Below are 22,116 nucleotides of genomic sequence, written 5' to 3'. Positions count from 1 at the left end.
GCAAAATCAAGGCCCGGAGGCCGGTGTTTCAAATTCTAAACGAAATCCTAACCGGGCGTTCACGATCCTTACCTAGTCATTAGGGTTCGCTTAGGCAATTTTTAAAGCTGTGGCGGTACTGTGGCGGGGATTGGGTCTTTGAGTTTTTAGTAGAGAGTACGATGACCGATCTGGTTAGACCTAGAGTCAAGTATGTTATTGGGCCCGACGGCAGCCCTCTTACGATCGCCGATCTGCCGCCGACAAACACGCGGCGCTGGGTTATCCGGCGCAAGGCGGAAGTGGTCGCCGCTGTACGCGGCGGCCTGCTCAGCCTTGAGGAAGCCTGCCAGCGCTACAAGCTCACCACCGAAGAATTTCTCTCCTGGCAGGCATCGATCGACGAATACGGCCTTGCCGGGCTGCGCACCACGCGAATCCAGCAATACCGGCATTAAGCTGCCGGCCGAAAACGTGCAAGGGCGCGGGACTCCGCGCCCTTCGCTTTTGCGGCGGCCTTCCATTCAAACTGTCAGCACGACCTTTCCGATGGGTCGGGTCGCGAGGAAGGCATGGGCGGCCGCCGCCTGGTCGAGCGGGAAAGCTTTGGCCACATGCGGCATCAGCTTTTTGGCCTCGACCAGCCTGGCGAGTTCGGCGAGGCCCTCGCGATCAGGCACCACCGACATGCGTTCAACGCGGATGTTCCGCTCCTTGGCCTTCGCCCTGGTGGCGTCGTGTACGTCGAGCAGCGACACCAGAACGCCGCCGTCACGCAGTACTTCCAGCGACTTATCGGCGTGGTCGCCGCCGATCGGGTCCAGCACCAGATCGACATTGCCGACCTTCCCGGTGAAATCGTCCCTGGTGTAGTCGATCACCTCGTCGGCGCCGATCGAGCGGACATAGTCGGTTTTGTCCGGACTGACGGTCGATGCCACCCAGGCGCCGCGCGCCTTGGCGATCTGCACCGCCAGATGGCCGACGCCGCCGGCGCCGGCGTGAACCAGCACGCGTTGCCCTGCCTGCAAGCCGCCATGGCGGACGAGGCCTTGCCAGGCCGTCAGCCCGGCCAGCGGCAATGCAGCCGCACGGGCATGGTCGATGGCGGCAGGTTTCGCGACGATCTCGTCCACCGGCGCCGCGGCAAGCTCGGCATAGGCGCCGGCCTGTTTGGGGAAGCGCGGCATGCCGAACACCTCGTCGCCGAGTTTAAAGGCGGTCACGCCGTCTCCGAGCGCCGCGACGGTCCCGGAAATGTCCCAGCCAAGGATGAAAGGCGGTTCGCCGAGCAGCGGGTAGAACCCGCCGCGCACGGCGCCGTCGACCGGGTTGAGGCCCGCCGCCTTGACGCGGACGAGCACTTCACCGGGGCCGGGCTTGGGGTCGGGCTGCTCGGCCACGAAAAGGACCTCGGGTCCGCCGACGGAAGTCTGGATAACGGCACGCATGAACGCCTCCTGTTCGAGTGGATGTGCTCGCTATCATTTGGATAGTAATATTCGATTGTCGAGTATGTACCTTTTGTATATATAGGCACCTCATGGATAGCGAAGACAGATCCCCCTGCGGCTACGACGCGTTCCGGCGCTCCTGCCCATCGCATACCGTGCTCGAGATGCTCGCGAGCAAATGGGTTTATCTCACCGTCTGCGCGCTGCGGCGCGGCCGGCTGCGCAATGGCGAGCTGGCGCGCAAGCTGGAGGGCATCACGCCCAAAATGCTGACGCAGACGCTCCGCGTGCTGGAGCGCGACGGCCTCGTGCGGCGCGAGGTGTTCGCGGTGATCCCGCCGCGCGTGGAGTACGAACTGACGGAGCTTGGGCGGAACCTTGCGGGATTGCTCAGCCAGATACGCTCCTGGGCGGAAGAGCATGCATCCGAAATCAAGGATGCCCGAACCCGGGCATCGGCCGATCACGGCGAGAAGGCCGCTATGCCGTGAAGACGGCGAGGCCGATTTTTGGCGATTGCCAGCTCTGAGGATGCCGGCAGGTCTCCGGCATGACTCGACTATGCCCGGCGATCAGCCGATCATGGCGCTGCGGCCGCCCGTTTCGGCCTCGCGGATCTTGGTGTCGCGCGATTCCAGCATCTCCGCCTTGGACAGCTCCGCTTCAGCTTCGCCGAGTAATGATTCGGCAGTGCTTCGCTGCTGGGCGAGGTCGCTTTGTGAATTCCTGAGGTTGTCGCGGCGCAGGCGAGCCGCCTTGGCGAAGGTCGGATAGGCGAAATGGTTGATGTCGGTGATGCCGGCTTTTTTCTCTTCGGCGATGATCTGCGCCTCCAGCTCGACGGCCATGCGCTCGAACTCGGCGATCATCATGTCCAGCTGCAAGAGCTGCCGCCGCTTCTCATTCACCTGAAACTGCTTCAGTCGAACGAGGTTTTCACGTGACTTCATGACTCGATACTCCGCAAACGCACACCTGCAATACCGTCCAGTCCGCCCGGAAAGACCTAAGCGCCGCCCGTTTCCCCCGGCTTTCCCTGGGCTATAGGAAACAAAGCCCTAAAGATTTTCGCCGGCGGTAACCATTCGTTTACGGGCATTGTTAATCATACGGGCGAGGACTTAAGGCCGGGTAAAAATTCCGGCGGCGGCGGGAAGCCCGGGCCAGCGAGTCCCTGGAGTCACTTAGGCTGACTTTTTAATGTGGTGCATTAGCGGTTTTGGTCTGTGATTCGTTATTAGATTCAAGTGGGTGTAGAAAGGGGTTAAAAAATCTGGTATCGTGGATGGCACGAAATTAGGATTTGTTAACCAGTCGGTGGCACCTTCTGTTCAGGCAATCACTGCTCCGGGTCCCGGACGGGTCGTGACACGGTCCGGCAGCAGAAAAGGGGAATGAAATGCGTGTTCTGCTGATTGAAGATGACAGTGCAACCGCACAGAGCATCGAACTGATGCTGAAGTCGGAGAGCTTCAACGTCTATACGACCGATCTCGGCGAAGAAGGTGTCGATCTCGGCAAGCTCTACGACTACGACATCATCCTTCTGGACCTCAATCTCCCCGATATGTCGGGCTATGAAGTCCTGCGCACGTTGCGCCTTTCCAAGGTCAAGACGCCGATCCTGATCCTCTCCGGCATGGCCGGCATCGAGGACAAGGTGCGCGGCCTGGGCTTCGGCGCCGACGACTATATGACCAAGCCCTTCCATAAGGACGAGCTGGTGGCGCGCATCCACGCAATCGTGCGCCGCTCCAAAGGGCATGCCCAGTCGGTCATCACCACCGGCGACCTTGTGGTCAATCTCGACGCCAAGACGGTCGAGGTCGGCGGTCAGCGCGTGCACCTGACCGGCAAGGAATATCAGATGCTGGAGCTGCTCTCGCTGCGCAAGGGCACGACGCTCACCAAGGAAATGTTCCTCAACCATCTCTACGGCGGTATGGACGAGCCGGAGCTGAAGATCATCGACGTCTTCATTTGCAAGCTGCGCAAGAAACTCGACGCGGCGTCCGGTGGTCAGAACTACATCGAAACGGTGTGGGGCCGCGGCTATGTGCTGCGCGAGCCGGAGGATATTCGCGTCAGCGCATAAGCCATCCCAGCGATTCGAACGAAAAACCCGGCTCAGGCCGGGTTTTTGCTTGAGCGCATGAGCGATCCAGGTGATTCGAACGAAAAAGCCGGCTCAGGCCGGGTTTTTGCTTGAAAACGGTTCCGGCGAATCAGGCGGCTATCTTCAGGACGCGAAAGCTTTCGAGCAGTTGCGCACGGTTGAAGGGCTTCAGCAGATAGCCTTGGGCGCCGGCGCGCTTGGCGCGCATGATCGCCGCGACGTCGACCTCGACCAGCGAGACCAGGATCTGCGGCTTGTTGGGCGCTTCGATAGCACGGATGCGGCGAATAAGGTCCACGGCCGGGACGTCGGCAAGACCACCGTCGATGACGATGACATCGGGCATGTCGCCGGCGCAAATGTCGGTCGCCTCGACTCCGGTCGAGGCCTCGACGACAATCATATCCGAGCCGCCAAGAATGCGTTTTGCGACCTTCCTGATGACGCTCGAATCATCGACGAACAGGCAGCGCTTCATGTCCGGGTCCTCTTTGCCATCTGCCGAACCGCAATCTCGGGGTGGCCGCAAACCACCATAGGCCAATCTGGTAAAGAAGCCGAAAAGGCGTTGGGTAAAGTTTTTCCAAACACGGTATCGCGCGGCCTTGGCCCCGCAGCGCGATTACATGGATCGCGGCTGGCATTGCTCAATCTGCGCCGCCAGGAAAAATATCAGCAACAAAAGATACTTCGGTTTTTCTTAGGCTGCCGTCAGCACGATCTCCTCGGCGGTCGCGTGGATCGAGATCGTCATATTGGCCTCGCGCGCCAGAAGCAGCGTATAATAGGGCTGGACCGAATGGGCGTCGATCGGCTCCTCCGGCTTGTGGCCGGAATGCAGCTCGAGGAATTTCGGCGGCACGCGCAGCATCGGGCCACTGGCCGACAGCGAAAAACGCGGCTCGGTTTCGAGACTTTCCAGCGTGACCACCAACTTGCCGCCCCGCGGTATGGCTGCGTTGGCGACGAGAATGAGGTTGAGCAGCAGCTTGACCTTGTTCTTAGGAAGCAGCGCACGGGGGCCGTTCCACAACAGTTCCGGCTTTTCGTTCTTCAAGAAGGCGATGGCCACGGCCTCGGCATCGCCCGTGTCGATCATCATGCCGGCGGAACCCGCGGCGCCGAAGGCGATGCGGGCAAACTGTAATCGCGCCGAAGCGTTCTTGGCGCTCTGGCGAATAAGTTTCATGGCGTCTTCGTCGGCGCCGCCTTCGTCGAGCAGCTCGAGGCCGTTGTTGATTGCGCCGACCGGCGAAATGATGTCGTGGCAGACACGGCTGCAAAGCAGCGCGGCGAGATCTGGCGCGGAAAGGGTGAAAAGCTCGGCCATCGGCGAAATCCCTGCTTAAGTCATTTGTTCATGGCCGAGCGACGGTTTCGCGCCTGCCCACACGAATCACGCTCTTTTCCAAGGCTTTCTGAATACACAGGGCCCGAGCGCGCATCAACAAATCCAAAATTATCGACGGCGAAAATGGTGTGTTTCGCGGGGGAAACTCGCCGCAGCGGCAAAAGCGCAGCCTTCGAACCGCCATCTTCGTGTGGGAGCTTAATGGTTGAAAAAGGATTACGGCATAATTTGCCCGTGATAGCCACCCCGAACGGCCGGCAAGAGCCGCAGGGGTGCGAGGCGTCGGCGAAAGTGCTCCCTGACGGAGATTGGAAGCATGTTTTCCCGATACTACGACCGGACGTTCGTCCGCGTCCTCACCATGACCATCACACTCCTGGCGGCTTTGGTCCTTTCGACCTCGGCGTCGCGGGCTCAGCAGTACACCGCTCAGGAAATCGTCGATTCCGGTCATAAATTCTTCGGCGAGACATCCGGCGGCCTGGCCACCGTCGTCGAGAAGATCTTCGCCTCCTACGGCCTGCCCAATGGCTACCTGCTCGGCGAGGAAGGATCCGGCGCCCTGATCGGCGGCCTGACCTATGGCGAGGGGACGCTCTACACCAAGAACGCCGGCGATCATAAGGTGTTCTGGCAAGGCCCTTCGCTCGGCTGGGATTTCGGTGGCGAGGGGTCCCGGGTGATGATGCTGGTCTACAACCTCGACGACATCAGCAGCCTTTATAACCGCTTCGGCGGCGTTGCCGGCTCAGCCTATGTCATCGCCGGCGTCGGCTTCAACGTGCTGCAGAGCAACCGGGTGCTGCTCGTGCCGATCCGCACCGGCGTCGGCGCGCGTCTGGGAGTCAATCTCGGCTATCTGAAGCTCACCGAAAGGCCGACCTGGAACCCGTTCTGATCGGATTGCGCTCGCTACGATCGCTCGGACAGTGCTGATCGCGCCGCGGCAAGCTCTTGCCGCCGCGTTGAATTTCCGCCATGCCAAGCTGGCACGATCCAGCGATTGCCGCGCCGTAAAGTGGATAGCACGCCTTGGTCCAGTCGGTTCTGTTCTTCGTACTCGGTTTCCTTTGCGCCGTTTTTCTGGCGTCGCTTGTCGCGCCGGCGGTCTGGCGGCGGGCCGTTGTCCTGACGCGCAGGCGCCTCGAGGCTTCGCTGCCGCTGACACCAGCCGAAATCCAGGCGGACAAGGACCGGGTCCGGGCGGAATATGCCATGACGACGCGCCGGCTGGAGATAACCGTCAAGAACCTTCAGGAAAAGGTCGCTGAGCAACTGGTGGAGATCGGCCGCGCGAACGAGGCTTTGAAGGGACTCGCGGTTGAAAGAAAGGACAAGAATCAGGCGCTTTCCGACCTGCAGGCGAAGAATGCGGAGCTCAGGCAGCGCGAGGAAGAGTTGCACCGCCTGGCGGAGAAGCACGCGCAGACGGAGCGGGCGCTGGAGAAGCGCGCGCTGGAGTTGCAGAAGCTCGAGCAGATGTATGACGACGCCAGCTTCTCGTCCTCGAACCGGCAGATCGAGCTGGTTGCCCGCGAATCGGAGCTGGAAAAGCTCGCCAGTGACATCGCGTTGCTCAAAGGCCAGCGCAGGGAGGCGGACCGACGCAATCAGGAGGTCGCGTCGGAAAGCAAGGCCGCACGCGAAGCGCTGAAGGCGGAGAAGAAGAAAACGGCCGAGCTCGACAAGAAGGTCGAGCGGCTTCTGGCGACGCTTGCCGACCGCGAGGAAAAGCTCAACCGGCGCGAGAAGGATCTCGCCCGAATGCGCGAACGTTCGAAGGAGAGCGCTGCAAACGGCGTTGCGCGGCTGGCTGCCGGAACGGACACGAAAGGCGACGATGTCGACAAGGCAATTGCCAGGCTCGAGGGCGATCGGGAACGGCTGGAGGCAAGGCTGACGGCGCTGGCGCGCGAGAACAAGCGGCTGAAGACCGATCTTGCCGCCGCCACGGGGGCGGCAATGCCCGAATCGGCGGGCGACGCACGCTCCAGCGCCGGCCTCCGCGAACAAATGAACGAACTGGCAGCCGAGGTGGTCAATCTGACGATGAAGCTCGACGGGCCGGACTCGCCTATCGCCAAGGCCCTTGCGGGCGAGGGGCAGCAGAACGGGCGCGGCGTCAGCCTTGCCGACCGCGTGAGGGCGTTGCAGAAGGCCGGCCCGTCCAACTGAGGTGTGTTGGTATTCAGGTGAGGCCGGCCTGCAAATGCCGGCTTCCTGCGCTTCCGGTGCTCACGTACTTTAAGTACGCTCCGCTCCGGTTCTCGGAAGCCACCATTTCGACTCGGCCTGACCTGAATCTCAACACACCTCAAAGCGTTGCAGCTGTTCGGGCTCCCAGGTCGGGACCGCTAGCGGTTTGAAAAGTGATGCAGGGCTATTGCCGACGCGGCGGCGACGTTCAGGCTGTCGAAACCTTCCGCGATGCCGATCCGCACCGTGTGCAACCGGGCAAGCAGGTCTTGCGGCAGGCCTTCGCCTTCGGTGCCGAGGTAAAGCGCCAGGAGCGCCGATCGCTCCGCGGCGCGGATGTCGACGTTTCCGCGTGGCGATAGCGCGAATTGGGCGAAGCCAAGCCGATCGAGCGTCGCGGTGAAGCTTCCGGTGTCGCCGAATGACGCGAAGGGAACCTTCAGCGCCGCACCGACCGAAACACGGATTGCCTTGCGGTAGAGCGGATCGCAGCACGTCTGGTCGAGCAGAACCGCGTCCGCGCCGAAGGCCGCCGCATTGCGGAAGATCGCGCCCATATTATCGTGATTGGATATGCCGACCAGGACGACGGCCAAGGCACGCCGGGGCAAGGTTTCCACCAGGGTCTCAGCGGGCGCCGGATCGCCGCGCAAGCCGATCGCCAGGATGCCGCGGTGCATGTGGAAGCCGGCGATCCGGTCCATGACCTCGCCGGCGGCGACATGGACCGGAAAACCCGCGGGCGCCTTGCGCAAGATGTCCTGCACGCCAGCCAGCCTGTTTTCGAGGATGAGGGCAGACTCGGCGGCGAAGCGTCCGCTCGACAGAAGAAGATCCAGCACGACCTTGCCTTCGGCGACGAAGCGGCCATGCCGGCCGACGAGGTCGCGCTCGCGGATGTCGAGATAGGCGGCGACGCGTGGGTCCCGAGGATCGTCGATGGGGATGAGGTTCATGCAAATCTCGTCGGCAAAAATTGCCAGCGAGGTAAGGGGCTTTGGATGGCGCGGGTCAAGCCCCGGCGCGGCGCAACCGATAGGCCATCTGTGAAAGGTCGCCGTCGCCGAAAATGCCTTCCAGCATGCGCAGCAATTCGCGCACCGCCTCGGATTTGCAGGAATAGTAAATCATCTGGCGGTCGCGCCGGGTCTCGACGAGATCGAGCGCCCTCAGCTTGGCGAGATGCTGCGACAGCGCGGACTGACTGAGTTGCACCTTCTCGGCGATGGCGCCGACCGACATTTCATCGTCGATCAGGTGAGCCATGATCAGCAAGCGCTTTTCGTTGCCCATGAGCGTGAGAAAGGCGGCCGCCGATTCCGCATTGGCGATTAGCTTATTTGAGATCATAGATCCCCCAAGGGTCCTGGCTCATCCAGACGCCAGGGGGCAATGGCGCCTGATTCCACGATGTTCAGATGTCGCTAGGCGCTGCTGAATCAGCGCCACTACAAAGGTAGATCATTTCATCTAAATCTCAAGCGTTGCTTTTGCCGGCGCGCGATCAACTATCGCTCTTGCTCGGCCGCGCGTCCCGCCCTGGCCATCTCGACGAGCACCGAACGCAATTCGCGCGCGCTTTGCAAAGGCCGGGGAAAGAAAACCCTGCAGGTCGCATCGGCGACGGCGAGATCCATGCCATCGGGGTCGAAACCGGTGACGATCCAGCCGTCGTCTTCGGCGCGGCCGAAATGGCGGGCATAAAGGGCAAGCGCGTCGCGATGGTCGGTATTCATGTGATCGAGTGCGGCCTGCTCGCTGCCGGCGAACTCCTCGATAAGGGCGGGATCGGTGATGAAATCATCACGGTCGAGAAGAAAGGCCTTGCCGAAGCCGCCATTCAGGCTGGCGCGCTCGGGCTCGAGCCGGAAGAACGAGAAGTCGCCGAGCCCGGCATAGAGCTTCGCCTTCGGATTGCGGTTGAGATAGCGGCGTTCGGCTCGGATCTGATCGGCAGATCCCCGCTCCAGCCGCAGGGCCCGGCATGCCAGGCTGATGCGCGGATGCGCCAGCGGATCGCCCTTGCCGGGTTCTCCAAGCAACAGCGAACAGCGCGGATCCGCGAGCAGCGCACCGGTGTGGGCGGACAGCATCGAGATCAGGATCAGCGGCGCGCCGTCGATGTCGGTGGCGACGCCAACCCTGCTTGCCAGCGGCGCGCCGGTGCCGGGCTCGATCGCCGCGAGCGCGCCGAAACGTGCTGCGCGGATCAGGGTTTTCGCGAGCCTGACCGCCTCGGCGTCGGTCTCGCGAATGACGTCCTTTTTCGGTTCGGTCACAGGTTCACCCGAGATAAGTTGATTTCTGCTCTCCGGTTATCGGCCGAGTACACCCGCCTTTGCAAGGGCTGCGATTTCGTCTTCGTTCAACCCAAAACGGCTCAATATGTCCGCAGGGTCGCGATCGGCGACGTCCGGCGCCGCGGCAAGCGTCTGCGGGTTTTGCGAGAAACGCGGCGCCGGTGCCGGGCGGTCGAGCTCGCCGGAATTCACAAAGCTTTTCCTGGCGCGGCTGTGCGGATGGTTCCTGGCTTCGACCAGGGACAGCACGGGCGCCACGCAAGCGTCGGTCGCGGCGAAAAGCGTGGCCCATTCGTCGCGCGTCTTCTGCTTGATCCGGCCGGCAATGGCGGCACGCATGGCGGGCCACGACGACTTTTCATACTGGCTGCCGACAAAATGCCCGTCGAGCGGCAGCAGCCTGGCGAATTCGGCAAAGAAGCGCGGCTCGAGGCAGCCAACGGCAATGTGCCTTGCGTCAGCCGTCTCATATGTATCGTAGAACGGCGCGCCGGAATCGAGCAGGTTCTCGCCGCGCCTGTCGCTCCAGAGACCCGCCGCCATGTAGGCGTGGATGGGGGTGGCGAGCATCGAGGCTCCCTCGATCATCGAGGCATCGACCACCTGGCCCTTTCCGCTGCGCGAGCGCTGGAAAAGAGCGGCGAGCACGCCGGCGATCAGCATCATGGCGCCGCCGCCTTGATCCGCGACGAGGTTGAGCGGTGGCACCGGCGGCGCGTCCTGCCTGCCGATCGCATGCAAGAGGCCCGCATAGGCGAGATAGGTGATGTCGTGCCCGGCTCGCCCGGACAGCGGCCCGTCCTGTCCGAATCCGGTCAAGCGGCCATAGATCAGCGCCGGATTGCGCTGCAGAACGGCATCCGGCCCGAGGCCGAGCCGTTCCATCACGCCGGGGCGAAAGCCTTCGACAAGCAAGTCGGCCCCTGCCACAAGGCACAGCAGCAGGTCGGCGCCCGCCTGGCTCTTCAGGTCGAGCTTGAGAATGGAACGGCCGTGGCGGTCGAGATCGTATTGTTCGGGCAGGCTCAGAAGCGGCTGACCGGCATCGGCACGTTCGACGCGCAGCACCTCGGCGCCCATTTCGGACAGCATCAGGGCGGCAAGCGGCACCGGACCAAGCCCGGCCATTTCGATCACTTTCAGGCCGGCGAGCGGCCCGGTCTTTCCGGTGGAAGCACCGGCGCCTGTCGGCGAGCCAGACATCCCCGCTTATTTCGGCGCCATGCGGATAGCGCCGTCGAGGCGGATGGTCTCGCCGTTCAGCATCTGGTTCTCGACGATGTGGAGCGCAAGCGACGCATATTCGGACGGCTCGCCGAGCCGCGGCGGGAAGGGCACGGAAGCGCCGAGCGAATCCTGCACTTCCTGCGGCATGCCGGCCATCATCGGCGTCTTGAAGATGCCGGGCGCGATGGTACAGACGCGAATGCCGGATCGCGCCAGATCGCGGGCCACAGGCAGCGTCATGCCGACGACGCCGCCCTTGGACGCCGCATAGGCGGCCTGGCCGATCTGGCCGTCATAGGCGGCGACGGATGCGGTGTTGACGATGACGCCGCGCTCGCCGCCGGCAAGCGGTTCGAGTTTCGCCGCCCGGTCGGCAACGAGGCGGATCATGTTGAAGGTGCCGATCAGGTTGATCTCGATCACCTTGCGATACTGGTCGAGCGGATGCGGCCCGTCCTTGCCGATCGTCTTCATGCCGATGGCAATGCCGGCGCAATTGATCAGGATGCGCGGCTGCCCAAGCTTTTCAGCCACTTCGGCGATCGCGGCCGTAGCGCTGTCGCCGCTGCCGACATCGCATTGGACGGCAACGCCGCCGATCTCGGCTGCAACTTTCGCCGCGCGCTCGATGCCCACGTCGAGGATGGCGACGCGGGCGCCCTTGGCCGCCAAGGCGCGCGCCGTTGCCTCGCCAAGGCCCGACCCGCCGCCGGTGACGATCGCGATCTGGCCGTTCGGGTTCATGCAGGCCTCCCAGGATTCCCGATTATGCTACGAAGCGCGCAAAGGAGGCGCAACCGCAATAGGCGGGTCGATTGAAGGCTGCACACTGGCGATCGAACGCGACACGGCCGGGGCAAATTCCGCAACCTTTGCCGTGTTGGCGTGACAGACATCGCCGGCAAAGCGGGCGACCGCCCCCGGCTTGATCTCGTGATACAGCAGCCGGTCGAGATCGACCGGGCGCGGCATGGTGATCTGTCCGCGCGGGAAGCGCTTGAAGCCAAGCGGTCCATAATATGGTTCGTCACCAACCAGAATGACGGCAGGCGCACCGGCCTTCCTGGCCGCCTCCAGCGCGATGCCGACCAGCTTGCGGCCGATGCCGAGATTCTTGTAGGCGGGGCGCACCGCAAGCGGGCCGAGCATCATGGCGCGTCCGGCGCCCGCTGCCACGCGCGTCATGCGCACCGAAGCGATGACCGTGCCCTCCTTGACGGCGACGAAGGACATCGAGCGGTCATGTCCTCCCGACTCGCGGATCTTGTAGGCGGCAAGCACGAAACGACCCGGACCGAAGGCCTCGTCGTTGATGGCTTCGATTTCAGGGTCATGCGCCGGAGTCTCCGGCAGGTATTTCACGTCGGCAAGGCTCATGGTCTTTGCGTTCCGGTATCGAGGAAGGTCTGCTGCAAAGCGGCAGCGTTCGCCAGTCAACGCTTCTTAAGCGCGGGCGCCCTTTCGTCGTCGGTCGAACCGGATCGAGGCAAAGTCGAACATGGGCGCCTCCGCTAGCATCAATTTTGGGCCGCTGCAATCGGTGCTTTCAGGCTTTCTTTGCGTCCATGACGAACTTATCCGTCCCCGGAGCCGTTGGTCATTTGACGAACTGGTTCGTCGTTTGACGAACTGTTCATCCGCTGAGGGCTTCGCCAGCCCGGTCATCAACCTAGATAGTATCGAGCCGCAGGGAGATTTTTCGCATGGGATTGCTGATTGAAGGCAGATGGCAGGATCGCACGCCCAACACCGACAGCGGCGGCCGGTTCGTGCGAACGGAATCGCAATGGCGCGACTGGATCACGCGCGACGGCGCGCCGGCGCAAGGGCGCACGCGCGGCTTCAAGGCGGAACCCGGCCGTTATCACCTCTATGTGTCGCTCGCCTGCCCATGGGCGCATCGCACACTGATCTTTCGCGTCCTGAAGAAGCTGGAGGGCATCATCTCCGTCTCCGTGGTGCACCATTTCATGGGGGAGAACGGATGGACCTTCAAAGCTGAGGACGGCGCCACGGGCGACACGCTCTACGGCCTCGATTTTCTGCACCAGGTCTATGCCAAGGCCGATCCGGCATATTCAGGCCGCGTCACGGTGCCGGTGCTGTGGGACAAACGGCAAGAGACCATCGTCAACAATGAGTCCTCCGAGATCATCCGCATGCTCAATTCCGCCTTCGACGAATGGGGCGACGCCGGTCTCGACTTCTATCCGGCGGCGCTACGCGCGGAGATCGACAGGATCAATGCGCTGGTCTATCCGGCAATCAACAACGGCGTCTATCGCGCCGGCTTCGCCACCACGCAGAAAGCCTATGAGGAAGCGTTCGGCGAATTGTTCTTAGCGCTTGATTCGATCGAAGAGCGGCTTTCGCAGCAGCGCTTTCTGACCGGCGAACGCATCACCGAGGCCGACTGGCGGCTGTTCACGACGCTGGTTCGTTTCGATCCGGTCTATGTCGGCCACTTCAAATGCAACCTGCGCCGCATCGCCGACTATCCGAACCTGTCGAACTATTTGCGCGATCTCTATCAGGTGCCCGGCGTCGCGGGCACGGTCAGCCTGCATCACATCAAGGCGCATTATTACGGCAGCCACAGATCGATCAACCCGACGGGGATCATTCCGGCAGGGCCGGAGCTTGATTATGCCGCGCCGCATGACCGGAACAGGTTCAGGAAGGCGGCGTGATTACCAGTAAGCCGAGTTACGCTCGCCGCCAAAAATCTCCGCTATCCGCTGCAGCGTCGCCGGCGTCGTGCCCTCCGGCAGGCGGTCGAGCGGAAAGAAACCCGCTTCGGCGATCTCGTGATCAGGCAGTTTCGGCGCCGTCTGGTAGAAGGCTTCGATCAGATAAAGGCCGACATGGTCGCGCTTGCTGGGGCGATGGTTGAAATGCATCGACTTCAGCACCGGCGGCGCAGTCAGAGCGATGTTGCCTTCCTCGGCCAGTTCGCGCGCCAGCGCTTCCTCAAGGGTCTCGCCCACCTCGACGCCGCCGCCCGGCAATTGCCAACCGGGAACATAGGTGTGGCGGATCAGGAAGACTGAGTTGGAGGCACGGTCATAGACCAGCCCGCGCACGCCAAGCGTCATCGGGCGGCGCAGCAGGAAGTAGAAATGGAACAGCCTTGCCCGCAACCCCGGCCAGCCGGTCTGGCGGAATGCCGCGTCAGGATCGGCCGGGCGGTTCATTCAACGATCCCCAAGCAGATGGGTTGCCCCACGAACATCTGCCTGGCTTTCCTTGTTTTTCGCAGGTTCTGGCCCCAAAACCGTGGGACACTTTTGCGGAACTTGCTTGGGCGAACAGCAAACGGTGAGTGGAAAGCCTCGTCGGCGTCGCTTAAGAAGGGGCCATGTTCAGGCTCGCGCATATTTCCGATGCTCATCTGGGACCGCTGCCCGATGTAACCTATCGCGACCTCGCCTCCAAGCGCGTGCTGGGCTACGTCAACTGGCAGCGCAATCGCCGCCGCCATATGCATGACTCGGTGATCGACACCATCGTCGCCGACATCAAGGCCGGCGCGCCCGATCACCTGGCCGTCACGGGCGACCTCGTCAACCTGGCGCTCGATGGCGAGATCGAGATGGCCAAGCACTGGCTGGAGACGCTTGGATCGCCAAATGACGTTTCCGTGGTCCCCGGCAATCATGACGCCTATGTGCCGGGCGCCTTCGACAAAGTCTGCCGGTCGTGGGCTCCCTGGATGACGGGCGACGGCGTCAACAGCCCGGTCGACCGCAATTCCTTTCCGTATCTGCGTGTGCGCGGCAATGTAGCGCTGATCGGCGTCACCACGGCGCGCGCCACCGCGCCCTTCATGGCCAACGGCTTCTTCATGGAAGGGCAGGCCGAGCGGCTCGCCAAGATCCTCGACGATGCCGCGGAGCAAGGGCTGTTCCGCGCCATCATGATCCACCACCCTCCGGTGCGCGGTGCCGTCCCGCAGCATAAGCGGCTGTTCGGCATCACTCGCTTTCACAAGGTCATTCGCCGTCATGGCGCTGAACTCGTCCTGCACGGGCATTCGCATCTGCCGTCACTGTTCACCATCGGCGCACGGGGCGCCAAGGTGCCCGTGGTCGGGGTTGCCGCCGCGGGCCAGGCGCCCGGCGGCAAACACCCGCCGGCGCAATACAACATCTTCGAAATCGACGGTGAAAAGGGCGGCTGGCGTCTTCGCCTGATCCGGCGCGGCCTGACGGGGCCAGCCCTGCCGCCTGCCGACCTGCAGGCCATGGACCTCGATGTGCCTGCCGGCACGGCGCGCCAGCTCGTCAGAAGCTGATCTTCATCTGCATGATGCGTTCCCAAAACAACGCCAGCGAAACCGCCAGGCCGACAAGGGCGCCTGCGGCGATCAGGCCGAGCCCGGCGAAGAAGGTCGTCCAGCCGTTGCGGCCGCTTTCGGATCGGATGGGCGGCTCCGCTTCCTGGACCACGGGGCGATGCAGGCCGCGAACGGCGCTCTCCACGCTCCCTTCCATCATGCGCTGCCGCTCGACGACACGCTCGGCCACGTAGCGCATCACCGCATCGGCAACGGCTTTCATCTCGGTCGATTCGGCCAGCACCACGCGGCCGACGCGCGTATCCCTGAGGAAGCGATAGGTGCGGCGGTCGCGTCCCATGGCGACATGGCTCACCGCATCGATCCATAGCCGCGGCTGCAGGCCGGACGAAACGGCGAAGTCGAAGCTGTCCATGTCGGCCGGAACATCGGCAAAGACCGGGGCAAGCTCGCTCGCCAGCAGATCGAGCCGCATGCGGTGCGCCTCGCGCATGTCGACGACCACATCATCGCGGTCGGCAAAGGCGTTCTTGACGTCGCGTACGGCATCGGCGAGCTTTCGCGACGGTTCGATCGGGCTGATTTTGTCGCCTGCATCCGTCATGGCGGCTGCCTCACTGTTGGTTAACAGCGAGTTACCACAGTCGCCGGCAAAATGCACTGCCGACGACGAACCGCGCGACTGCCGCGGTCCGGCGAAAGCGGGTAAGGGACGTTTCGAGATCGGTCCGGGAGCGATCAACCCGCCGAAGCGTCCAGCGGTGGACGCAACCATCTGCCGCGCCGCCGCACGTTGCGACGCACGATTTCGGCAATCAGGTCAGGAGCTTCCTCGACCAGCATGTGACCTGCGTCAAGGACATGATGCAGATGGAAATGCGACGGCAGCGCCTCGGCCTGCTCGACCGGCAGCAGCGGATCCTCCGCTCCCCAAACGACCATGACCGGCATGTCGAGCGTATCCAACTGCGCGCGGGGGATGATCCCTTGCCGGTCATCCCTCGTCATCGCGGCCGCCATATCGATCAGGGTCTGCAACTGGCCCGGTCGGGTGCGCATCCGGCAGAGTGCATCCACCACGTGATCGGGCGGCACGCTTCGCGGACCCGACATGGCGGCAAGGCTGGCGCGGACCTGGTTGCTGCCGGCCGCGGCGGCGTAGCGGCGCAGCAAGTCGGCGTTGATTTCCGGGCCAAAACCGCCGGGCGCCAACAGCGTAAGCGAGGCCACCCTGTCGGGGTCGGCAAGCGCCATCGATGTGGCGACCGCGCCGCCCATTGAGTGACCGACGAGATGGACCTTACCCAACCGGCGGGCGGCCAGATCGGCGAGGATGGCTCGCGCGGCTGGCTTGGCGCCGCCCAGGCCTTCGCTTTCCAGGGACTGTCCATGGCCCGGCAGATCATAGGCCAACACTCTCGCCCGCGCCGCCAGCGAGGCCGCGACGTCACGCCAGATCTCACCACATGCTCCGAAGCCGTGCAGAAGCACGATCGTCCTCGGACGGGCGCCGCTTTCGACCGCATAAGGGAATGGACGCATGAAAAAATGGGACGGTGAACAAGGCAGGAGCTTCAAATTGTGGCTGAATTGCTCCCGAACCGGATTGATGGCCAGTAAAATTTTCGCGACCGCAGCGCCCCGTCAGGCGCTCGATGCGCAAGAATGTCCTAATATATGCCGGATCACAGCGTCATACTTTGGTGCTCCGGCATTCGTGTGGCCCAGATGAGTATGGAGAGTTGGATTAGCTCGGGTTGCCGATCCCAGCGGCCCGCAAGGATTGAACCAGCCGATCGGTGAGATCCGGGGGGTATTTGCGATCGACGAATGTCGCGCGCGGGTCGGCGGCGAACTTCGGGAATTGCGCGGTGAGCTCGTTGGCAAGCTCACCCGCCAGCTTGTCGCGTCCCGAAATCCTGGCGCCGATCAGGCGCGCGGCCAGGTAATGCGACTTTGATGCCGTCGTGCGCAGCGACTCGCTGGCGAGCGCGGCCTTTTTCATATCGCCCTGCATGAAGGCTCCGACGAAAAGGCCATAATCCCACCAGGTTGGATGGCCGCTGAAGGCTTCGACCGCGTGGTCCAGGATCGGCGTTCCCTCATCATATTTGCCGGCGAAGATCAGGCCGTAGCCATAGGCGGCGGCCATGCCGAGGTCGTACGGGTTGAGTTCGTAAGCCTTTCGCATTAATCGGATCGCTTCGTCCGTGTTGCCGAGACGCGAGTTGAGGTAGCCAAAGGCGCGATGCGCATGCGGGCTCATCGGCCCCATCTGGACGGCGCGGTGGGCAAGCGACATGGCCTTTTCGAGCGTCGCTTCCGGTGGATAGGCATAGTGCGCGGTGACGGCTTCCACATGAAGCGCGGCCAGCTCCGCGTAGACAAGCGACGATTTGGTGCCTTCGCCGACCAGCTTCTCCAGGCAGCGATACGCAATTTCGTGCGTCTGGGCGCTCATGTCGAGATAATAGCGGTCGTCGAGCACCAGGCATCCGATCTGGCTGGTCCGGATGTCGCTCTGGTCGATGTAGCTGTAGATCGCGCCCGAAGCGGGAACTGTCGAGGTGAGAAGGCTGGCGACGTTGCCTTCAACCGCGCCAGGGGCGCTCTCGGCTGATGTAAGGTTGCGCGACAGGAGAACCCGCCCGGTCCCGACGCTCTGCAACTCCACCGTGACGTCGCCGGCAGCGGGCCCGGGAACAATTTCGAAAACGAAACTGATCGGATCGGCGGACCGATCACGCGTCGAATCCGCATCGCGCCCGATGAAATCGATGGTGTCGAAACCCGCAAGCCCGGCGCGCAGCGACGACGCGACGCGAGCCGCCTCCGCTCCATCGGCTTTGACGGCGATGTAGATCAGCGGCAGGGATTCGAATCCGGACTGGGCGGTGCCGGCCAGGCGCGCCGTCTCGACTGTCGCGGCAGTGTCGCCGCCGTTGAGGAAGGCATTGCCTTGACGCACGATGAGCACGCCGAGCATGACAATGACCAAAGCCATGGCAGCCCAGAAGAACCGCAATTGCCGCGTGAGCGACTGGGCGGGTGCTGCGGGCGCCATCAGCGCTACGGGTTCGCCGGGTGCAGAGGCGTCGAGATGTTCGGCTGGAGCGGCTTCGGCCGAAGCGTCGGGCCGCTGCGCGACGGTTTTGGAGGCGGACCTGGCGTCGCCAGGCAGGCGGATCGCATTCGGCTCGTAGGACGGGACATAACCGCCGCGCGGGATCGCGATGCGCACCGGCTCGGCGACACCTTCATTGGCGAAATACTGCTCCAGAAGTTCGCGCAGACGACCGGCCTGAACCCTGACCACGGCATCGGTGGAGGCGTCGAAATCGCCGTCCTTGCCGAAGACGTCCATGGCGATTGAAACGCCTTTCAGCCTGTCCGCCTCGCCGGCCTGCTCGCGTTCGACCAGATAGCGTAATAGCCTGCGGGCACGCTCGGATCGTCCGAACGTTTCGCTGGCAAGCAGTCGCTCCAATGTCTCGCGCACTGCGGGGGCGGCAGGCGGGGCATGCTCCAAGTGTCGAACCTTTCGAAGTCGGCACAGGTTAGGGAGCGATAATATAGCGCTCGCGCCGGCGCACAAGGATGCTTCTATTATGTGATCGCGTAAGCCACCGGAAATTCCTCCGGCGGTTAACGAATGGCAGATTCGCGTCCGCGTCTGCAGCGTGGCGCAAGCTGGAATGCGCCAGCTCCATCGCTGAATCAGATCATCCGGCTAGAGCGGTTCACCGTTCACGGAACGGTGAACCGCTCAATTTTTTGTTTGACCGCAATTCCGGACGGAAGGCTGCGGCGAAACCGCCGAGCCTAACCGCCTCACAATTTTCCTGGAATTTGCTCTAGCCGCCGATGATCCGGTTGGCGGCCGAAACGACGGCCTCCAGCGAGGCGGCGACGATGTTGGTGTTGATGCCGGCGCCGAACAGCTTGCCGCCCGGATACTCCATCTCGACATAGGAGATCGCCGAAGCGTTGGAGCCGCGCTGCAAGGAATGCTCGGAGTAGTCGAGCACCGACATGTCGACGCCGACATGGCGCGAGAGCGCATCGACAAAGCCGTCGATCGGGCCGGTGCCCGAGCCGGTGATGGTCACTTCCTTGCCATTGTCGAGAATATCCGCTTCGACCATGCGCCGGCCCTTCACCTCGGTATCGGGATAGGTGCGATGGTCGAGGAACTTCAGCCGCGCGCCGGGCTGGTCGACATAGGTTTCGAGGAAGCGTTCATGGATGCGCCTGGCCGGCACTTCCTTGCCTTCCGCGTCGGTGATCGCCTGGATCGCTTGGCTGAACTCGATCTGCAGATTGCGTGGCAGGTTGAGGCCGTAATCTGCCTGCAGCACATAGGCGATGCCGCCTTTGCCGGACTGCGAGTTGATGCGGATGATCGCCTCGTAGGTGCGGCCGACATCGGCCGGATCAATCGGCAGATAGGGCACTTCCCAGATTGGGGTGTTGGCCTTCTTCAGAGCTTTCATGCCCTTGTTGATGGCGTCCTGGTGCGAGCCGGAGAAAGCCGTGTAGACCAGCTCGCCGACATAAGGGTGACGTTCCGGGATCTTCAGCTGGTTCGAATATTCGTAGACGTCCTTCATCCGGTTGATGTCGGAGCAGTCGAGCTCCGGATCGACGCCCTGGGTGAACATGTTGAGCGCCAGCGTGACGATATCGACATTGCCGGTGCGTTCGCCATTGCCGAACAGCGTGCCTTCGACGCGGTCGGCGCCAGCCATCAGGCCGAGCTCGGTGGTGGCGATGCCGGTGCCGCGGTCGTTGTGCGGATGCAGCGAGACGATCAGGTTCTCTCTGGCATCGAGGTTGCGGCACATCCATTCGATGCGATCTGCATAGACGTTGGGCGTCGACATCTCGACCGTCGACGGCAGGTTGATGATCAGCTTGTTGTCGGCTGTCGGCATCACGATCTCGGTGACGGCGTTGCAGATCTCCAGCGCGACTTCGAGCTCGGTGCCGGTGAAGCTCTCCGGCGAATACTCGAAGCGGTAGCCGCCGCCGGCCTTGGCGGCCATGTCGGTGATCATCTTGGCGGCGTCGGTGGCGATGCGCTTGATGCCGGCGACATCCTTCTCGAACACGACGCGGCGCTGCAGCTCGCTGGTCGAATTGTAGAAATGCACGATCGGGCGGTGCGCGCCCTTCAGCGCCTCGAAGGTCCGCGTGATCAGCTCGGGCCGGCACTGCACCAGCACCTGGAGTGAGACGTCGGCGGGGACGCCGCCTTCCTCGATGCACCAGCGGGCAAAGTCGAAATCGGTCTGCGAGGCCGAGGGGAAGCCGATCTCGATCTCCTTGAAGCCCATGTCGAGGAGCAGCGCGAACATGCGCGCCTTGCGCTCATGACCCATCGGGTCGATCAGCGCCTGGTTGCCGTCGCGCAGGTCGACCGAGCACCAGATCGGCGCCTTGTCGATGGTCTTGTTCGGCCAGGTGCGGTCGGTCAGGCCGACCGTCGGGTAGGATTGGTATTTGCGTGCCGCATCCGGCATGTGGCCGGCCGCGCGCTTCCCGGCTTCAGCCTCGCCGGCGCGGATTTCTTCTCGTGCGTTCATCGTCGTTTCTCCCGGCGGCCCGCATGCCCGCTTCAGGCGGATGGGTGGCGAGCGTCGCCTCTACCAAAAATTCGTTCGCTTGATGTGACTTTGCCAAAGTCTGGCCAAGGAGCATGCGCCTTGAGCGGCGGTTTCGACCGCCGGGCGCTCCTTCAGCGAACCCGGCGATCGCCGATAAGGCCGAGAAGAAGCAGGGTCGAGGCGAGCGCGCGCGCGGTCTCGCCGGCAAAGCCGGTGCGAGAGGAGGCGACGGAGCGGACGCGCGTGGTCATGCCGGCTCTCTTACAGGAGCGGCCCGTCGGAGGCAAGCGGGACGCATGAATGAACGCCCTTGCCTAATATCGCCGCCGGCGCGGACAGTCTTCCCCGCGCCTCGCAAATGCGCCAGACTTGGTTTCGAAGGCTTGGCACCGAGCGAAGCTCCGGGGAGGGGTTCGTCCATGAATTTCGTGTTCTTCTCGCCGCATTTCCCGGCCAACGGCACCGATTTTTGCGACCGGCTGAAAAAGGCGGGCGCCACCGTGCTCGGCATCGGCGATGCGCCTTACGAAACCTTGAACGCCAAGCTCAAGGCGGCGCTTTCGGAATATTACCGCATCGCCGACATGGAAGATTACGACGCCGTTTTGCGGGCGATGGGGCACTTCATCCACAAATGGGGCCGCATCGATCGCTTCGAGTCGCTCAACGAGCATTGGCTCGAACTCGAAGCCAACATCCGCACCGATTTCAATATCTACGGCACCAAGCTCGATTTCGTGAAGAACTTGAAGCGGAAGAGCCGCATGCGCGCCTTCTTCCGCAAGAGCGGCGTCGAGACCATCCCGCAGCGCAAATGCTCCGACCGTGCCGGCGCCATGACCTTCATCCGCCGCGTCGGCTTTCCGGTGGTGGTCAAGCCGGATTCGGGCTCCGGGGCTTCCAACACTTTCAAGATCTCCAACGCCAAGGAGCTCGACCAGTTCTTCAAGGACAAGCCGGAGGGTGTCACCTTCGTCATGGAGCAGTTCATCGAGGGGCTGGTCGTGACCTTCGACGGGCTAGTCAACCGCGACGGCGAGGTGGTGCTGGCGGCCAGCCACCGTTACGATCAGAGCATCATGGAGGCGGTCAACAAGGATCGCCATATGAGCTACACCTGCTTTCCCGAGATCAGCCCGGAAGTCGAGGAGGCGGGCCGCAAGATCCTCAAGGCGTTCGACGTACGCGAGCGCTTCTTCCATATCGAGCTGTTCGAAACCAGCGACAAGCGCGTCATCGCGCTCGAGGTCAACATGCGGCCGCCCGGCGCCTGGATGACGGACGCCATCAACTACACATTCGACATCGACGTCTATGCCGCCTGGGCCGACATGGTGGTCAAGGATGCCGCCGGCGGCCCTTACAAGGGCAAGTATTTCACCGCCTATGCCAGCCGCAAACGCCACATCGACTATTTGCACAGCCATGCGGACGTGCTAGCCGCCCACGGCGACAAGATCGTCCATCATCAGGCCATCGAAGAGGTCTTCAGCCGCGCCATGGGCAATTACGCCTACCAGATGCGTTCGAAGGATCCGAAGGCGCTGCGCCAGGCGGTCGACTACATCCACGCGGAAAAGGCCTGAGCCG

At 63.0% G+C, this 22,116-nt stretch carries 23 protein-coding genes; 8 read left to right on the top strand and 15 right to left on the bottom strand.

Translation table 11 applies throughout. The features are described 5' to 3' along the window. The first annotated feature begins 161 nt into the window (after nucleotides 1-161). Nucleotides 162-437 carry a DUF1153 domain-containing protein gene (locus LB535_RS01880; RefSeq protein WP_006203587.1) on the top strand — a complete coding sequence of 92 codons (276 nt, stop codon included), beginning with the start codon at nucleotides 162-164 and terminating at the stop codon, nucleotides 435-437. Nucleotides 438-503: 66 nt separating this feature from the next. Here LB535_RS01880 and LB535_RS01875 read toward each other — a convergent pair whose 3' ends face one another. Continuing rightward, nucleotides 504-1,430 (bottom strand): NADP-dependent oxidoreductase, encoded by a 927-nt coding sequence (locus tag LB535_RS01875; RefSeq protein WP_224630954.1) that lies wholly within the window; start codon nucleotides 1,428-1,430, stop codon nucleotides 504-506. A 92-nt stretch (nucleotides 1,431-1,522) separates the two neighbouring features. On the opposite strand from LB535_RS01875, the gene LB535_RS01870 reads away from it, so the two are divergent. Beyond that, nucleotides 1,523-1,924 (top strand): winged helix-turn-helix transcriptional regulator, encoded by a 402-nt coding sequence (locus tag LB535_RS01870; protein WP_224630953.1) that lies wholly within the window; start codon nucleotides 1,523-1,525, stop codon nucleotides 1,922-1,924. 81 nt (nucleotides 1,925-2,005) lie between these two features. On the opposite strand, the gene LB535_RS01865 is transcribed toward LB535_RS01870, so the two are convergent. Then, nucleotides 2,006-2,383 carry a flagellar export protein FliJ gene (locus tag LB535_RS01865; protein WP_040989842.1) on the bottom strand — a complete coding sequence of 126 codons (378 nt, stop codon included), beginning with the start codon at nucleotides 2,381-2,383 and terminating at the stop codon, nucleotides 2,006-2,008. A 449-nt stretch (nucleotides 2,384-2,832) separates the two neighbouring features. Here LB535_RS01865 and ctrA point away from each other — a divergent pair, with 449 nt between their 5' ends. Further along, complete coding sequence (gene ctrA / locus LB535_RS01860; RefSeq protein WP_006203583.1) at nucleotides 2,833-3,528, top strand: response regulator transcription factor CtrA; 696 nt, start codon at nucleotides 2,833-2,835, stop codon at nucleotides 3,526-3,528. Between the two features lie 130 nt (nucleotides 3,529-3,658). On the opposite strand, the gene LB535_RS01855 is transcribed toward ctrA, so the two are convergent. Next, nucleotides 3,659-4,027 (bottom strand): response regulator, encoded by a 369-nt coding sequence (locus tag LB535_RS01855; RefSeq protein ID WP_224603777.1) that lies wholly within the window; start codon nucleotides 4,025-4,027, stop codon nucleotides 3,659-3,661. A gap of 222 nt (nucleotides 4,028-4,249) precedes the next feature. Then, nucleotides 4,250-4,879, bottom strand: coding sequence for a histidine phosphotransferase ChpT (gene chpT / locus LB535_RS01850; protein WP_095766435.1), 630 nt, complete (start codon nucleotides 4,877-4,879; stop codon nucleotides 4,250-4,252). A gap of 382 nt (nucleotides 4,880-5,261) precedes the next feature. On the opposite strand from chpT, the gene LB535_RS01845 reads away from it, so the two are divergent. Next, complete coding sequence (locus tag LB535_RS01845) at nucleotides 5,262-5,798, top strand: DUF1134 domain-containing protein (RefSeq protein ID WP_224514585.1); 537 nt, start codon at nucleotides 5,262-5,264, stop codon at nucleotides 5,796-5,798. Between the two features lie 134 nt (nucleotides 5,799-5,932). Continuing rightward, nucleotides 5,933-7,075 carry a hypothetical protein gene (locus LB535_RS01840; protein ID WP_224630952.1) on the top strand — a complete coding sequence of 381 codons (1,143 nt, stop codon included), beginning with the start codon at nucleotides 5,933-5,935 and terminating at the stop codon, nucleotides 7,073-7,075. 179 nt (nucleotides 7,076-7,254) lie between these two features. On the opposite strand, the gene LB535_RS01835 is transcribed toward LB535_RS01840, so the two are convergent. The 6 genes from LB535_RS01835 to LB535_RS01810 all read right to left on the bottom strand — a co-directional run bounded on the left by LB535_RS01835 (nucleotide 7,255) and on the right by LB535_RS01810 (nucleotide 12,000). Next, nucleotides 7,255-8,052 carry a TrmH family RNA methyltransferase gene (locus tag LB535_RS01835; protein ID WP_224630951.1) on the bottom strand — a complete coding sequence of 266 codons (798 nt, stop codon included), beginning with the start codon at nucleotides 8,050-8,052 and terminating at the stop codon, nucleotides 7,255-7,257. 55 nt (nucleotides 8,053-8,107) lie between these two features. Further along, complete coding sequence (locus LB535_RS01830; protein ID WP_095766438.1) at nucleotides 8,108-8,446, bottom strand: ArsR/SmtB family transcription factor; 339 nt, start codon at nucleotides 8,444-8,446, stop codon at nucleotides 8,108-8,110. Nucleotides 8,447-8,604: 158 nt separating this feature from the next. Beyond that, entirely contained in the window at nucleotides 8,605-9,375 is a 771-nt protein-coding gene (locus LB535_RS01825; protein ID WP_224630950.1) for a HugZ family protein, read from the bottom strand. A gap of 36 nt (nucleotides 9,376-9,411) precedes the next feature. Then, nucleotides 9,412-10,599, bottom strand: coding sequence for a CaiB/BaiF CoA transferase family protein (locus LB535_RS01820; protein ID WP_224630949.1), 1,188 nt, complete (start codon nucleotides 10,597-10,599; stop codon nucleotides 9,412-9,414). 6 nt (nucleotides 10,600-10,605) lie between these two features. Continuing rightward, entirely contained in the window at nucleotides 10,606-11,367 is a 762-nt protein-coding gene (locus tag LB535_RS01815; RefSeq protein ID WP_224630948.1) for a 3-hydroxyacyl-CoA dehydrogenase, read from the bottom strand. 27 nt (nucleotides 11,368-11,394) lie between these two features. After that, complete coding sequence (locus LB535_RS01810; protein WP_224630947.1) at nucleotides 11,395-12,000, bottom strand: GNAT family N-acetyltransferase; 606 nt, start codon at nucleotides 11,998-12,000, stop codon at nucleotides 11,395-11,397. A gap of 326 nt (nucleotides 12,001-12,326) precedes the next feature. On the opposite strand from LB535_RS01810, the gene LB535_RS01805 reads away from it, so the two are divergent. Next, complete coding sequence (locus LB535_RS01805; protein WP_224630946.1) at nucleotides 12,327-13,313, top strand: glutathione S-transferase family protein; 987 nt, start codon at nucleotides 12,327-12,329, stop codon at nucleotides 13,311-13,313. Here LB535_RS01805 and LB535_RS01800 read toward each other — a convergent pair whose 3' ends face one another. Further along, nucleotides 13,314-13,817 (bottom strand): NUDIX domain-containing protein, encoded by a 504-nt coding sequence (locus LB535_RS01800; protein ID WP_095766444.1) that lies wholly within the window; start codon nucleotides 13,815-13,817, stop codon nucleotides 13,314-13,316. 164 nt (nucleotides 13,818-13,981) lie between these two features. Here LB535_RS01800 and LB535_RS01795 point away from each other — a divergent pair, with 164 nt between their 5' ends. Continuing rightward, nucleotides 13,982-14,917 carry a metallophosphoesterase family protein gene (locus LB535_RS01795; protein WP_224630945.1) on the top strand — a complete coding sequence of 312 codons (936 nt, stop codon included), beginning with the start codon at nucleotides 13,982-13,984 and terminating at the stop codon, nucleotides 14,915-14,917. Here the strand turns inward: LB535_RS01795 and LB535_RS01790 are convergent. The 4 genes from LB535_RS01790 to leuA all read right to left on the bottom strand — a co-directional run bounded on the left by LB535_RS01790 (nucleotide 14,907) and on the right by leuA (nucleotide 20,505). Continuing rightward, nucleotides 14,907-15,524, bottom strand: coding sequence for a hypothetical protein (locus LB535_RS01790; RefSeq protein WP_224630944.1), 618 nt, complete (start codon nucleotides 15,522-15,524; stop codon nucleotides 14,907-14,909). The genes LB535_RS01795 and LB535_RS01790 overlap by 11 nt on opposite strands. 134 nt (nucleotides 15,525-15,658) lie before the next feature. Then, a complete protein-coding gene (locus LB535_RS01785; protein ID WP_224524645.1) occupies nucleotides 15,659-16,462 on the bottom strand; it encodes an alpha/beta fold hydrolase in 804 nt (267 codons plus the stop codon). Between the two features lie 205 nt (nucleotides 16,463-16,667). After that, a complete protein-coding gene (locus LB535_RS01780; RefSeq protein ID WP_224630943.1) occupies nucleotides 16,668-18,449 on the bottom strand; it encodes a tetratricopeptide repeat protein in 1,782 nt (593 codons plus the stop codon). 325 nt (nucleotides 18,450-18,774) lie between these two features. Beyond that, the gene (gene leuA, locus LB535_RS01775) at nucleotides 18,775-20,505 is read right to left on the bottom strand and encodes a 2-isopropylmalate synthase (RefSeq protein WP_224626760.1); all 1,731 of its coding nucleotides are present in this window, start codon (nucleotides 20,503-20,505) and stop codon (nucleotides 18,775-18,777) included. Nucleotides 20,506-20,945: 440 nt separating this feature from the next. On the opposite strand from leuA, the gene LB535_RS01770 reads away from it, so the two are divergent. Next, entirely contained in the window at nucleotides 20,946-22,112 is a 1,167-nt protein-coding gene (locus LB535_RS01770) for an ATP-grasp domain-containing protein (RefSeq protein WP_224626762.1), read from the top strand. Nucleotides 22,113-22,116 lie beyond the last annotated feature (4 nt).

The sequence above is a fragment of the Mesorhizobium sp. CA10 genome (genome assembly GCF_020165285.1).
Taxonomy (GTDB): Bacteria; Pseudomonadota; Alphaproteobacteria; order Rhizobiales; family Rhizobiaceae; genus Mesorhizobium.
This window is presented reverse-complemented; position numbering and strand designations above follow the sequence as displayed.

Excerpts from the sequence above, each read along its gene's own strand:
- LB535_RS01795 (WP_224630945.1), top strand. The coding sequence starts at position 13,982 with ATGTTCAGGCTCGCGCATATTTCCGATGCTCATCTGGGACCGCTGCCC.
- LB535_RS01875 (WP_224630954.1), bottom strand. The coding sequence starts at position 1,430 with ATGCGTGCCGTTATCCAGACTTCCGTCGGCGGACCCGAGGTCCTTTTC.
- LB535_RS01810 (WP_224630947.1), bottom strand. The coding sequence starts at position 12,000 with ATGAGCCTTGCCGACGTGAAATACCTGCCGGAGACTCCGGCGCATGAC.
- LB535_RS01845 (WP_224514585.1), top strand. The coding sequence starts at position 5,262 with ATGACCATCACACTCCTGGCGGCTTTGGTCCTTTCGACCTCGGCGTCG.
- LB535_RS01815 (WP_224630948.1), bottom strand. The coding sequence starts at position 11,367 with ATGAACCCGAACGGCCAGATCGCGATCGTCACCGGCGGCGGGTCGGGC.
- LB535_RS01785 (WP_224524645.1), bottom strand. The coding sequence starts at position 16,462 with ATGCGTCCATTCCCTTATGCGGTCGAAAGCGGCGCCCGTCCGAGGACG.
- LB535_RS01865 (WP_040989842.1), bottom strand. The coding sequence starts at position 2,383 with ATGAAGTCACGTGAAAACCTCGTTCGACTGAAGCAGTTTCAGGTGAAT.
- chpT (WP_095766435.1), bottom strand. The coding sequence starts at position 4,879 with ATGGCCGAGCTTTTCACCCTTTCCGCGCCAGATCTCGCCGCGCTGCTT.
- LB535_RS01820 (WP_224630949.1), bottom strand. The coding sequence starts at position 10,599 with ATGTCTGGCTCGCCGACAGGCGCCGGTGCTTCCACCGGAAAGACCGGG.
- leuA (WP_224626760.1), bottom strand. The coding sequence starts at position 20,505 with ATGAACGCACGAGAAGAAATCCGCGCCGGCGAGGCTGAAGCCGGGAAG.
- LB535_RS01835 (WP_224630951.1), bottom strand. The coding sequence starts at position 8,052 with ATGAACCTCATCCCCATCGACGATCCTCGGGACCCACGCGTCGCCGCC.
- ctrA (WP_006203583.1), top strand. The coding sequence starts at position 2,833 with ATGCGTGTTCTGCTGATTGAAGATGACAGTGCAACCGCACAGAGCATC.
- LB535_RS01830 (WP_095766438.1), bottom strand. The coding sequence starts at position 8,446 with ATGATCTCAAATAAGCTAATCGCCAATGCGGAATCGGCGGCCGCCTTT.
- LB535_RS01770 (WP_224626762.1), top strand. The coding sequence starts at position 20,946 with ATGAATTTCGTGTTCTTCTCGCCGCATTTCCCGGCCAACGGCACCGAT.
- LB535_RS01790 (WP_224630944.1), bottom strand. The coding sequence starts at position 15,524 with ATGACGGATGCAGGCGACAAAATCAGCCCGATCGAACCGTCGCGAAAG.
- LB535_RS01855 (WP_224603777.1), bottom strand. The coding sequence starts at position 4,027 with ATGAAGCGCTGCCTGTTCGTCGATGATTCGAGCGTCATCAGGAAGGTC.
- LB535_RS01870 (WP_224630953.1), top strand. The coding sequence starts at position 1,523 with ATGGATAGCGAAGACAGATCCCCCTGCGGCTACGACGCGTTCCGGCGC.
- LB535_RS01805 (WP_224630946.1), top strand. The coding sequence starts at position 12,327 with ATGGGATTGCTGATTGAAGGCAGATGGCAGGATCGCACGCCCAACACC.
- LB535_RS01880 (WP_006203587.1), top strand. The coding sequence starts at position 162 with ATGACCGATCTGGTTAGACCTAGAGTCAAGTATGTTATTGGGCCCGAC.
- LB535_RS01800 (WP_095766444.1), bottom strand. The coding sequence starts at position 13,817 with ATGAACCGCCCGGCCGATCCTGACGCGGCATTCCGCCAGACCGGCTGG.